The 12602-nt window shown below is 61.3% G+C and carries 8 protein-coding genes; 1 reads left to right on the forward strand and 7 read right to left on the reverse strand.

All coding sequences use genetic code 11. The features are described 5' to 3' along the window. Positions 1-51 precede the first annotated feature (51 nt). From U3654_RS18375 to U3654_RS18405, 7 genes are all read right to left on the reverse strand, one after another. Complete coding sequence (locus U3654_RS18375; protein WP_324752978.1) at positions 52-1881, reverse strand: acetyl-CoA hydrolase/transferase C-terminal domain-containing protein; 1830 nt, start codon at positions 1879-1881, stop codon at positions 52-54. Continuing rightward, complete coding sequence (locus tag U3654_RS18380; protein WP_324752979.1) at positions 1874-3943, reverse strand: 3-hydroxyacyl-CoA dehydrogenase NAD-binding domain-containing protein; 2070 nt, start codon at positions 3941-3943, stop codon at positions 1874-1876. The genes U3654_RS18375 and U3654_RS18380 overlap by 8 nt, the downstream gene beginning before the upstream one ends. Then, positions 3940-5232, reverse strand: a complete 1293-nt coding sequence (locus U3654_RS18385; protein ID WP_324752980.1) for an acetyl-CoA C-acetyltransferase — start codon at positions 5230-5232, stop codon at positions 3940-3942. The genes U3654_RS18380 and U3654_RS18385 overlap by 4 nt, the downstream gene beginning before the upstream one ends. Next, positions 5229-7499 carry an acyl-CoA dehydrogenase gene (locus U3654_RS18390; protein ID WP_324752981.1) on the reverse strand — a complete coding sequence of 757 codons (2271 nt, stop codon included), beginning with the start codon at positions 7497-7499 and terminating at the stop codon, positions 5229-5231. The genes U3654_RS18385 and U3654_RS18390 overlap by 4 nt, the downstream gene beginning before the upstream one ends. Before the next feature lie 890 nt (positions 7500-8389). Then, positions 8390-9556, reverse strand: coding sequence for a nucleotide sugar dehydrogenase (locus U3654_RS18395; protein WP_324752982.1), 1167 nt, complete (start codon positions 9554-9556; stop codon positions 8390-8392). Between the two features lie 229 nt (positions 9557-9785). Beyond that, complete coding sequence (kdsA, locus tag U3654_RS18400; RefSeq protein ID WP_324752983.1) at positions 9786-10637, reverse strand: 3-deoxy-8-phosphooctulonate synthase; 852 nt, start codon at positions 10635-10637, stop codon at positions 9786-9788. Next, on the reverse strand, positions 10634-11422 hold the full coding sequence (locus U3654_RS18405) for a manno-octulosonate cytidylyltransferase (RefSeq protein ID WP_324755327.1): 789 nt from the start codon (positions 11420-11422) through the stop codon (positions 10634-10636). The genes kdsA and U3654_RS18405 overlap by 4 nt, the downstream gene beginning before the upstream one ends. A gap of 135 nt (positions 11423-11557) precedes the next feature. On the opposite strand from U3654_RS18405, the gene U3654_RS18410 reads away from it, so the two are divergent. Further along, on the forward strand, positions 11558-12550 hold the full coding sequence (locus U3654_RS18410) for a KpsF/GutQ family sugar-phosphate isomerase (protein WP_416384533.1): 993 nt from the start codon (positions 11558-11560) through the stop codon (positions 12548-12550). Positions 12551-12602: the final 52 nt, after the last annotated feature.

Consider the following 12602-nt stretch of genomic DNA (forward strand, 5'->3'; position numbering starts at 1 on the left):
TAGCGATAAGGAGACTGGCCGATTAGGTTAGAATCAGCTCTGATGGCCATATCAGTCCCGAAATCTAAGCGCTCCGCGCAGCGCCCGTGCCGCCAGCGGTTCGAACAGGCCGGCCTGGCTTTTGAAACCCATACGCTGCATCGCCTCACCTTCGCTGGTAGCGGGCGGGGCCGTGACAGACGCAACGATCAACTGCGCCATCTGCACCTTATTCATTGCCGCCTCCTTCAAACGCAAGAGCGCGGGCAGCAACCTGCGCTCGACAGGGTCGAAATCGCTGCCCAGCGGAAAATCCGGTAGATCGTTGTCCCGCCATGGTGCCAGCCAACGCTTGACCTGTTCAGGCGTATTCTGGCGATGCGCGTCCGGCACGCGCCACGCGCTGTCCAGCTTGCCAGCCTTCTGCGCTTCTTGCGTGACCTTGTCCTGAAACCGGCTGTCGGCGATGGCAATCATACGTTTGATCACCTCTTCATCGGTCTGCCCGCGCAGATCTGCGGTGCCGTATTCAGTGACCACTATATCGCGCATGTGGCGCGGAATAGTGACGACTTGGGTCTGCCACACGATGTTTGATGTCACGCGCCCGCCACTGGTGCGCGTCGCAGGCAGCGTGGCAATGGCTCGCGCGGCCTCCAGCGCAAAGGCTTGCTCGAAAAAGTCGAACTGACCGCCGACACCACTGACCACCTGCCCCATTTTGGCCGAATCCGACATGAGATCACCCAGAAGGCTGGCCTGCATCGCGCCGTTGACAAACCGGGCATTGACGCGCGCTGCCCGCTTGACGGCCTCGTCGCCGTACAGCGCGTTGGTATAGCTGACCGGCATCATCGCGATTTTGGCCCGCTGCGCAGACGGCATGGCGCGCAGGCGGGCATACATATCGCGCGCTTCGATAAAGAACCCGGCGTGTATCGTCGCGCCGTCCACCTCGCGGCGCAGTATTCCCGCCTCAAAAAGGGCAACGATCCCGCCAACCAGCATCTCAGTTACGGCGTACAGTCCGGCATCAAAAGAGCCGGTTTCCGCGCCCACCAGCGGGAACGGCGCCGCTTTCCAGAGGTCGTCCAGCGCGCGACGATCGCGCAACAGCAGCGCATTGGCGACGGCATCGCCAATCGCACCGATTCCGATCTGTAGCGTTCCACCATCAGGCACCAACCGCGCGACATGCAGCCCGATGGCATGCTGCGCGTTCGCGACCGGGCGCCGCACTGCAGAAAAGAGACTATAAGGCGCGATAGGCTCTAATATCATGCCAATTTCAGACATCTCCAGCGCCGCCGCACCGCCCATGAAGGGCAATTCATCACTGATCTCGGCGACAGCGATAAACTCCATCTCCCCCTCCGCCCGTTTGGTGAACAGATCGGCGGAAATATCGGTGTTGCATGACATGCTCAGCCGCTCACCATCGGATGCGAAAAGCTGAGCGACGACATTGGGCCGCTGCGCTATCAGAACATCGCGCGCATGTGTATAGTTCGCGGCGATATAGTGACGCTGCGCGTAGTCGTTACCCAACCAATCACCAGCCTGAAAAAAGAACTCTGACACGCTGATATTATCGGGCATAGCTCCGTCGCGGATCAACTCGGCATAGCGCAGCGGTGGGTATGCGCCAAACAGGCGATCCATAGCCGGCTCCAGGAATCGCCGCTCCATATCCGTCTTGGGACGCGGGCGGCTAAGCGTTAGCGCGGTAAAGATCGACAGATGCAGCGTTGGATCGGTCTCGGCCGCGCGCACCAGCGCGTTGACGATGCTGACGGGCTTGCCGAGCCCCAAGGGCAGGGCGAGGCGCACAACACCATCCATTTGCGCGAAAATGGCCTGCGCCATTTCACTGTCGTCCTGAAAAACCTCTGGCTTAGCCAAGCGTTTTCCAGCCGGGATCGGGCGCAAAGCGGGGGCCATACGCTTGTTCCAGCTGCTCCAGCCGCCTGACGATCTCATCGATTCCGCGCGCCTGCGCGTAATGCATCGGACCGCCGCGGAATGGTGCCCACCCGGTGGCGAATATCATCGCAGCGTCGATATCGTCGGCCTCGGCCACGATCCCCTGGCGCAGCACCTCGACACAAGCGTCCAGCATTGGCAGAATCAGCCTATCGGTCAGGTCGTCAGGCGCGTCCTCGTCGCTACTTGGGTGCGGCGTGCCGTCAAACCAATCGTAAAACCCTTTGCCAGTCTTCTTGCCTGTTTCGCCTGCCGCGACCTTGTCCCGCAGAATCTGCGAAATAGGCGCCATCGGCTTTTCCAGACCGTCCGACAGGCTTGTCGCCACATGCAAACCAATATCGAGGCCTACCTGATCGGCCAGCGTGACCGGCCCCATCGGCATCCCAAAGCGCAGCGCAGCGGTGTCGATGACCTCTTTCGACACGCCCTCGTCCATCAGCGCCATCGCCTCCATCATGTAAGGCACCAGCGCCCGATTGACTAGGAAACCGGGGTAATCGGAAACATGCACCGGCAGCTTTTTGATCGTTCCGCAAAAGGCGGCGAGGCGGGTGGCGGTATCGCTTGACGTATCTGCCCCCTTGATAACCTCGACAAGGTCGACTTTGGACACGGGGTTAAAGAAATGCAGCCCGGCAAAGCGTGCGGCGTCGGGCGCGTGTTCGGCCAGTTCATCCACCGAAAGGCTGGAAGTGTTGCTAGCCAGTATCGCGCCCTTTTTCATGCCGGATTTCAGCCCGTCATAGATCTTTTGCTTGATGTCGACCTTTTCCGGTCCAGCCTCGATGATCAGGTCCGCAGCGGCAATGCCATAACCTTTGGGGTCGGGCATCAGCCGGTCCAGCGCGTCACGTTTATCGACACTACTAAGGTGTTTAGAGCCACATATCTCACGTGCCAGCTTGATCGCGCGCCCCAGCGCCTCGGGCGACGTGTCCCCCAGCGTAACCTGCTTGCCCTGGATCGCGGCAACTGCGGCGATCTCGGCGCCCATGGCGCCCGCGCCGATGACATGGACATGCGCAATACCGTCCTCACCCTTGGCATTGCCGCGCAGCCGCTGACGTAGGAAAAATGCGCGTTGCAGGTTCTTGGACGTGTCGGTCTGAAGCAGCTTGCCGAACGACTCGATTTCGGCCTTTTGCATCGCCTTGGCGTCATCCCCATGCTCTTCCCACAGGTCGATCAGCGCGTAGGGCGCCGGATAATGCGCCTTGGGGGCCTTCTTTTCGGTCGCGCTGCGCATCTGCCGCGCCGCGTAGCTGCGCGCAGCGCCAAGACCGAAAGCGCGGCTTTTCAGCCCTTGCTCACGCTCTTCCAGCTTGCCATTGGCAGCGGCCTCGACCGCGGCGGCGACATGGCGTTCCTCTACCACGGCATCGAGCAGCCCCAGCGATTTCGCCTTCCTCGTGTGCGCGCTCTTGCCAGTCAGCATCAGCGTCATCGCCTCAGTAGGGTCGATCAACGCAATCGAGCGAAAGGTTCCGCCTAGGCCCGGATGCAAGCCCAATTGCACCTCTGGAAAGGCAAAAGAGGCGCCCTTTACCCCGATACGGATATCACAAGCCAGCGCCATCTCGAATCCCCCGCCCAACGCCGCACCATGCACGACGCAAATCGTGGGACAGGATAACGCGGCGAGGCGGTCGAACACCGCGTGCCCCTCTTTCAGCAGCTTTTCGGGGTCGGCGGCCACATCCTTGAATTCGGAAATATCCGCCCCGGCGGCAAAACCAGCATCCTTGGCAGAGCGGATGACAAGCGCCTTTGGCATGTCCTTTTCCGCCGCAGCCAGAAGTTGATCCAGCTCCTCCAAAACCTTGCGGGAAATGACATTGACCCCGCTGCCCTCGCAATCCATGACCAGCCACAGGACGCCATTCGCATCCCGCCCACTGCGCCAGTTGCCTTGCCGCGCACCCGCGCCGCCCATTTCGCGCAGTTCAGCGCCCAGAAATTCCATCACAGCCCCGGTCATTGCACAGCCTCCAACAGCATGGCGCCACCCAGTCCGCCACCGATACATTCGGTCGCGATCCCGCGCTTGGCTCCGCGTTTCTTCATCGCATTCGCCAGATGCAGCACGATCCGGTTGCCGCTGGTTCCGACGGGATGCCCCAGCGAGATCGCGCCGCCATCGACGTTCAGCCTATCGCGGTCGATCCGCCCGAATGCGGCATCGTATCCCAGTACCTCGCGGCAGAAATCGTCGTCACTCCATGCGGCCACGCAAGCCAGAACCTGCGCCGCAAACGCCTCGTTCAATTCCCAGAGATCGATGTCGTCCACCCCATAACCATGTCGCTGGGCAATGGGTGTCGACGCCATCACTGGCCCGAGGCCCATGACGGCAGGATCCAGCCCCGCCCATTCGCTGTCGGTAATCTCGGCCAGTGGCTCCAACCCGTGGGCATTGACGGCCTTTTCGGACGCGACGATCACCCAGCTTGCGCCATCGGTAATCTGGCTGGAATTACCGGCCGTCACCTTGCCGTATGGCCTCTCGAAGACCGGCTTCGGCTTGGCCAGCCCCTGCATGTCGCTATCCGGACGCACGCCGTTGTCATGGTCGTAAACGGTGCCATCAGGGTCGAAGGCTGTCATGACCTCGTTTTCAAGCGTGCCGTCCTTTTGGGCAGCGGCTAGGCGGTGGTGGCTCTGCATCGCGTAGGCGTCCGCTGATTGCCGGTCGATGCCAAAACGGTGCGCAAGGATTTCGGCGGTCTGGCCCATGCCCAGATCTGTGATGGGGTCGGTCAATCCGCGCTCCAGCCCGATGATCGGCTTGAAAAATTCAGGCTTGATCCCGGTCATCAGCTTTACTTTGTCCAGCGGACTGCGCGCAGCGGCCAGGCCCCCCATCCATTCAGCAGCCGACTGGCGCAGGATCAGGGGCGCATGGCTGAGGGCTTCGGCCCCGCCCGCAAGGATCATGTCGTGGCTGCCCGAGCGGATATAGCGATACGCCGTGTCGATACTCTGCATCCCCGAGCCGCAGTTGATCTGCACGTTGAATGCGACCATCTTTTCGCCCAGCCCCAGCCTGAGGGCGGCAACACGGGCGGGGTTCGCCTCGTCCGCCATGACGTTTACGCAGCCGAGGATGACCAGATCGAATGCGGTGCGATCAAACGGCTGTCGCGCCAGCAGGGGTCGCCCGCACTGCACCGCCAGATCGACGGGGGTGAACGGGCCGGGGGTGCCGCGCGCCTTGAGGAACGGCGTGCGCGCACCATCGACCAGAAAAACGCGTTGGGATTGCGTCATTGTGCGGCCTCCTGTGAGGGGTTTTTCTGTGAATAGTGGTTCTGTGCGTTGGGCGTGTAGCCTCTAAAGTAGCGCGACAGCTCGTCCGGGGTGAAATCGTCGACGGCGATGACGCGGGCGACCAGATCGCTCATTTCAGCGATATCCCTCATTTCAGCGTCGCTGACGATGCCCGCCTCCAACCCTTCCTGAGGCGTCTTGCGAGCGTCGCGCAGCCGCTTCATCACGGGTGCCATTTCGTTCACCTTGGCGTAGCAATCGTTCAGCAGCATGATGCTAGGATGATTGCACCCGCCTGCGATGCGTCCAGTAATGCGCTCGCGCGTGGGCGACGGGGCATAGATCAGATCGCTGCATGTCTCGACCAGCACATCGTCGGGCCCCTTCTCGCGCCGACCGGGCCAAGTGATGCCCCGCAGAATGGCGGCGGCCCAGCGCGCGGGCAGATTGACGATCACATCGTCCAGTGCTGTCTGGATGCGCTGGAATCCCGCCTCGGCAGCGTAGTTAAGCACCGGCAGATCGGCCTCCTGACGCCCCTCATCGTCCCAGCGTTTGAGTGCGGCGGAAATGATATACATCTCGGACAGGATATCGCCCATGCGCGACGACAGCATCTCTTTGCGTTTTAGAGCACCACCCAGTGTCAGGAAACAGACATCGGCCGTCAGCGCATAAGCGGCAGACCAGCGACCAAGGCGGCGATAGATATGTGTGGCTTTGCCCGCATCGGGTGCGGGCGCAAAGCGGCCCCCGGTCAGTGCGCGGCCCCACGCGCGAAACAGCGTGCGCGTCGTATGCCCGATATGGGCCCAAACGGACTTGTCGAACATCTCCAGCGATTTTTCTGGATCAGGCTCCTGCAAGGCCATCATATTGTCCAGCATATGCGGATGCGCGCGGATTGACCCCTGCCCAAAGATGATCAGGCTGCGTGTGACGATATTCGCCCCCTCTACCGTAATCCCGATGGGAACGGCGCGATAAAGCGGCAGTAGATAGTTCGACGGCCCGTCGATAACAGCCTTGCCCGAATGCACGTCCATTGCATCGTTCAGTGCCTCGCGCATCCGGAACGTTGCGTGCGCCTTCATGATGGCCGAAATCACCGACAGTGCGCGCCCTTCGTCCAGCCCCGCACAGGTCAGATGCCGTGCGGCGTCCATCGCATAAGCATCTGCCGCCAGCTTGCCCATGCGCATCTGCACACCACCAAACTTGCCGATCGGCAGGCGAAATTGCTCGCGAATACGCGCATATGCCCCTGTCGTGTGCGCGCTCAGCGCAATGGCGGCGCAGCCCATCGAGGGTAGCGAGATGCCCCGCCCGGCGGCCAGCGCGCTCATCAGCATCATCCAGCCGCGTCCGGCGTAATCCGGCCCGCCGATGATATTGTCGAGCGGAATGAACACATCCTTGCCCGTAGTTGGCCCGTTCATGAACATGGTCGAGGCCGGGATATGCCTACGCCCGGTTTCGACCCCATCCAGATCAGTCGGAACCAGCGCGCAGGTGATACCGATTTCTTCGGTATCGCCGATCAACCCGTCAGGATCGCGCAGCTTGAACGCCAGTCCCAGCACCGTGCAGACGGGCGACAGCGTGATGTAGCGCTTGGCCCAGTTCAGGCGGATGCCCAGCACCTCCTTGCCGTCCCACTGCCCCTTGCAGATCACGCCATCATCCACCATTGCACTGGCGTCAGATCCAGCCTCGGCACTGGTCAGGCCAAAGGCAGGTAGCTCGCGCCCATCGGCAAGGCGGGGTAGCCAGTAATCCTGCTGCTCCTGCGTGCCGAACTGATGCAGCAGCTCACCCGGCCCCAACGAATTTGGCACCATCACCGTCACCGCAGCCGCGACTGAGCGGGTCGAGATAAAACGCACCACTTCACTATGCGCAAACGCGGAAAAGGCGAGACCACCATGCGATTTCGGGATGATCATCCCGAAAAACCCGTTCTCGCGCAGAAATTTCCACACTTCGGGCGGCAGGTCTGCGGTGTCCTGATTGATCGTCCAGTCGTCCAGCATATCGCACAGCTCACGGCATGGTCCGTCCAGAAACGCCTGTTCGTCTTTGGTCAGGCGCGGGGCGGCGACGGAACGTAACTTGGACCAGTCCGGATTGCCCGAGAAAAGCTCGGCATCCCACCAGACTTCGCCCGCGTTCAACGCTTCGCTTTCGGTGTCCGAAAGGGCGGGCAAAGCGGCCTTAGCCCAGCGGTGAATGGGCCGGGTAATGTATCTGGCGCGAAAGGAAGACATGGCAGGCTCCTTCATTAACATTAAGACAACGCGCGACTGTGGCACAGTGTTCCCTTTGCCGCAGTTCGAAGAATGTGCCGCTACAGCGTTCGTTACGCAATGTCGGCGCGCCCAAGTTCCATCACCGGGCGTCAAGACTGCAAGGAAGCGCCACCAGCCGATGCCGGGCCTGTCGATACTGAGTTAGTCGATAAACGCAGGCGTTATCATCTTCATATCATCGAAATCTCCGGCTGTCATCGTGCGCGCATAAGCGAGAGAAGGCCATCCTCCGGGCTTCCCAAATCCACCCCGAGGCCGAGACCGTGCCGGTCACCGACATGCGCAGCGCCGCATTTGATCGCTGGCAACAGGTCCACGGCAGGGCGCTGGGCAGCAGATGTTAGCGTCCGATAATGCCGGGCTATTTACCACTTAGGCCAAGGGGCTTCGCTTGTTCCTGCAAACTGCGATGCTGGGTTGTATGGTACGGCGCTAGATTAATACGCACCCGGCACGCTGGGCCAGCATATCGGCGATCTGCCGCAGCACATGCGGCGGGCCGATGGTCAGCGTGCCAATGCCTGTGCGCGGACCAGATTTCCCTCCAGCCAAATGTCGCTCTGATCAGCCGGCGCGACACTAATCGGCACGTTAGACAGGCTGCCGGAACATAGGCTCGACGTTCTCGGAGAAGCCCTTCCGGCGGCTAACTCTCTGTGTCGCCGGCTGAGGCACTCAGGTCACGAATCGCTCAACCACCGCGCGAAGCATTGCTAGATTCATCGTATCTACAGATCAGCCGCCAGTTCGCATGACGTTGCTGCTGTGGCAGGCTGGCCAATTGCTGTGCGAGGTGCGCTGTGCTAATAACGACACCCATCAGGATAGAGACGCAATTCACCCGATTGTCAGTCCTGACCCGACAGATCGCGGGTAAATATTTTGTCCGCGCAATCTGAAATGTCGTCCGTCACGCGGTTGGCGACGATGATATCGCTCTCGGCCTTGAACGCCTCAAGATCGGCCAGCACGCGCGAGCCAAAGAAGTGATCCTCGTGCAACGCGGGCTCATAGACGATAACTTCGATCCCCTTGGCTTTGATCCGCTTCATGATGCCTTGGATCGACGACTGGCGAAAATTGTCGCTGCCCGCCTTCATGACCAACCGGTAGACGCCGACGATGCGCGGGCGGCGCGCGATGATCTGGTCCGACAGAAAATCCTTGCGGGTGCGGTTGGCGTCCACAATAGCGCGTATCAGGTTCTGGGGCACTTCGGAATAGTTCGCCAAAAGCTGCTTGGTATCTTTGGGCAGGCAATAGCCACCATAGCCGAAGGAGGGGTTGTTATAGTGCGCGCCGATGCGCGGATCGAGGCCGATACCGTCGATGATCTGGCGCGTGTCCATGCCGCCCGCCATCGCATAACTGTCCAGCTCGTTAAAAAAGGCGACGCGCATCGCGAGGTAGGTATTGGCAAAGAGCTTGATCGCCTCGGCCTCGTCGGGGTCGGTAAAAAGGATCGGCGCGTCCTTGGTGATCGCGCCCTCAAGCAGCAGATCAGCAAAGATGCGCGCGCGTTCCGACCGTTCGCCGACGATGATGCGGCTAGGGTGCAGATTGTCATGCAACGCGCGCCCCTCACGCAGGAACTCGGGCGAAAAGATCACCTGATCGGTGTTCAGCCGTTTGCGGAGTTCCCGCACGAAGCCGACCGGCACGGTCGATTTGATCACGATCGTCGCGCGGGTGTTCACCGCGATCACGTCACGGATCACCGCCTCGACCGAAGAGGTGTCGAAATAGTTGCTCTGCGCATCGTAGTTCGTGGGTGTCGCGACAATGACGAAATCCGCGTCCGAGTAAGCGTTGTCCCCGTCCGTGGTCGCGGTCAGGCTAAGCGTTCCGGCCGCTAGATACGCCTCTATATCCGGGTCAACGACGGGGCTTTGACCCGCATTCACCATCTCGGCCCGCTGAGGCGAAATGTCAATTGCGATCACATCATGTGCCCCCGCCAGCAGGACCGCGTTCGACAATCCGACATAGCCGATACCGGCAACCGCTATTTTCATTAAATCACTCGCCTTGGCATGTCAGATTGGGCTCAATGCCTCTGCTTTAGAACACGGGCGCGGCCCGGACAACCTTTGTCACCAGTAGTGTAGCTGGCTCTGTCACCGCTTTGCCGCATATAGGTGGGCGACTGCACCAGCGACGCGGCAACGTTGCGCGGTTCAGCCGAGCAGCAGGATCAGTGGTATTGGCCTGACCCCTGAATTGGTGTCACGCACGCTGACAGGCTTAGTGCGTCAGTTCGATGTCCGGCTGGGATTTCGTCAGATCGTCCAGCGAACGTAGTTGGCCGATAAGCGCCTCCATACGGTCGACGGGGATCATGTTTGGTCCATCACTGGGCGCGTTATCGGGATCTTCATGCGTCTCGATAAACAGCGCCGAGACGCCTACCGCTACAGCCGCCCGCGCCAGCACGGGCGCGAATTCGCGCTGCCCGCCGCTGGTCGTGCCCTGACCGCCCGGTTGTTGGACCGAATGCGTGGCGTCGAACACCACCGGATACCCCGTGCGTGCCATCGTCGGCAGCCCGCGAAAGTCACTAACCAGCGTGTTATAGCCAAAGGACGTGCCGCGATCGCACAGCATGATCCGCTCGTTCCCGGTGCTGGCGATCTTGTCTGCGACATTGCCCATGTCCCATGGGGCCAGGAATTGGCCCTTCTTAACGTTGATCGCGCAGCCGGTTTCGCCAGCGGCTAGTAGCAGATCGGTCTGGCGACAGAGGAACGCGGGGATCTGGATCACATCCACGACCTCGCCCGCCGGGGCGCATTGACGTGCGTCATGCACGTCCGTCAGGACGGGGCATCCGAACTCATCACGGATCTTGCTGAGAATGGTCAGCCCCTCGTCCATACCCAAGCCCCGTTGCGTCGCCAGAGAGGACCGGTTCGCCTTGTCGTAGCTGGCCTTAAAGATGAACCGCGTGCCGGTCGGCGCGCAGGCCTCCGCGATCCGTTCGGCCATCATGCGCGTGTGGTCCAAGCTTTCCAATTGGCATGGGCCGGTGATCAGTGCGAATGGCAAACGCGCGCCGATGTCGATATCGCGGACGGTGATAATGCGTGTTTCGATCATTGTGACTCCAATGCTGCCTCAATGCGGGCAACGTCGCCGGGATTGTTTAGCTCCCAAAATACCCGCCCGCGCGCATCCACTTCGACGCAGCGCACGCCGATGCCCGCGCTGAGGAATCGCAACTGCTCCAATCCCTCAAGCTGTTCGAGCGAAGAGGCAGGCGTCTTTACATAGGATTTCAACGCATCCGGACGATAGGCATAGACACCCACATGGTGAAAGACCGGGATCGGCTGGGGCAGGGTGCCGGGGGCGATGTAAGGGATCACCTCCTTGGAGAAGTAGAGCGCGTTCATATGCCGGTCGAAAACCGCCGTCGTGCCGCCCACGCGGTCGTTTTTGCGATCCTCGATGAAATTATCGTAGGTTTGCTGGTCACAGCGCAGCACGGGCGTCGCCATCGCCACAGTCGGATCGGTCGCCATCGCGGCCATCAGCCCCTCGACGAACCACGGCGGCGTCAGCGGCGCGTCGCCTTGAAAGTTAATCACCAGATCGGGGGCCGTATCCATCTGCGCCAACGCATCCGCGCAGCGGGCGGTGCCGTTCTCGCAATCCTCGGAGGTCATGACCACATCGGCGCCAAAGCTGCGCGCGTGTTCGGCGATGCGCGCATCGTCGGTGGCGACATAGACTGCATCGACGCCCTCGATGGCGCTGGCCGCCTCCCAACTCATGTGAATGAGGCTTTTGGCGCTGCCGTCCTTCTGGCGTAGTTCAACCAGCGGCTTGCCGGGATAGCGGGTCGAGGCGTATCGCGCCGGAATAAAGATCACCGTTTTCATATGCTGCCTCTCGGATGCCTGTTCGGTTCCATACATCATAACATGGCCGCAGGGGCAATCTTGCGCCGTGGTCATGGCATTTACGGGGTCCTTGTGTTAGCGCAAAGGCGCTTATGCCACATGCAAGGGATGCGCATGATGATCCAATCCGCCAAAGGCCCATCCGGTTCCGCCTCGCCAGACGACATACGGCGTAGTGCGACCCGCGTGCTGACGATCGAGGCCGACGCACTGGCGCATATGGCCGCGCATCTGCCTGCCGATTTCGCACCTGCGGTCGAATGCATGATGGCCTGCACGGGCCGCGTGATCGTGGCCGGCATCGGTAAGTCCGGCCATATCGGGCGCAAGATTGCGGCAACGCTGGCCTCGACCGGCACGCCGTCGCACTTCGTCCATGTCGCCGAGGCCAGCCATGGCGATCTGGGGATGCTGGGCAGCCATGATGTCTGCGTGCTGATCTCGAACTCGGGCGAGACGGCGGAAATGCACGATATGATCTACCACACGCAGCGGTTTTCAATTCCGCTGATCGGCATTTCGTCGAACGCGTCCAGCACCCTAATGCGCGCTGCCGACTACCGCCTGACCCTGCCCGACCGCCCCGAGGCGTGCCCGATTGGCATGGCACCGACCACGTCGACCACGCTGGCGCTGGCGCTGGGCGATGCGCTGGCTGTGGCCTTGATGGAGCGGCGCGGCATCTCGGCCGCTGATTTCGGCGTGTTCCATCCTGGCGGCAAGCTGGGCGCGCAGCTGCGCCGGGTCAGCGATCTGATGCATGGCGGCGATGAAATTCCGGCGGTGGATGAGAATACTGCGATGAGCGACGTGCTACTGGCGATGACGTCGCATGGCCTTGGCCTTGCCGTGGTGATGCGCGGCGAGCATATCGCCGGCGTCATCACCGATGGCGATTTGCGCCGCAACATGGCCGGCCTGATGGAGCGCCGCGCGATCGACGTGGCCAACACTGACCCGCTGACCGTGCCGCCCGATTGCCTCGCCTCCGAGGCGTTGGCGGTCCTCAACGCGCGCAAGGTCAACGTGTTGCTGGTCGCGGATGAAAACCGCAAGCCGCTGGGCGTTCTGCATATCCACGACCTGCTGCGCGCCGGTGTGATGTAGCGCCTAGATCAACGCCGTCAGGATGAAAATGTTACTGCGGTTGGAGTTGCCA

Source organism: Roseovarius sp. Pro17 (assembly GCF_035599575.1).
Classification (GTDB): Bacteria; Pseudomonadota; Alphaproteobacteria; order Rhodobacterales; family Rhodobacteraceae; genus Roseovarius.

What these genes read in the sequence shown, in the direction of transcription:
- U3654_RS18410 (WP_416384533.1), top strand. Translation starts at nt 11,558, where the DNA reads ATGATGATCCAATCCGCCAAAGGCCCATCCGGTTCCGCCTCGCCAGAC.
- U3654_RS18390 (WP_324752981.1), bottom strand. Translation starts at nt 7,499, where the DNA reads ATGTCTTCCTTTCGCGCCAGATACATTACCCGGCCCATTCACCGCTGG.
- U3654_RS18405 (WP_324755327.1), bottom strand. Translation starts at nt 11,422, where the DNA reads ATGAAAACGGTGATCTTTATTCCGGCGCGATACGCCTCGACCCGCTAT.
- kdsA (WP_324752983.1), bottom strand. Translation starts at nt 10,637, where the DNA reads ATGATCGAAACACGCATTATCACCGTCCGCGATATCGACATCGGCGCG.
- U3654_RS18395 (WP_324752982.1), bottom strand. Translation starts at nt 9,556, where the DNA reads ATGAAAATAGCGGTTGCCGGTATCGGCTATGTCGGATTGTCGAACGCG.
- U3654_RS18385 (WP_324752980.1), bottom strand. Translation starts at nt 5,232, where the DNA reads ATGACGCAATCCCAACGCGTTTTTCTGGTCGATGGTGCGCGCACGCCG.
- U3654_RS18380 (WP_324752979.1), bottom strand. Translation starts at nt 3,943, where the DNA reads ATGACCGGGGCTGTGATGGAATTTCTGGGCGCTGAACTGCGCGAAATG.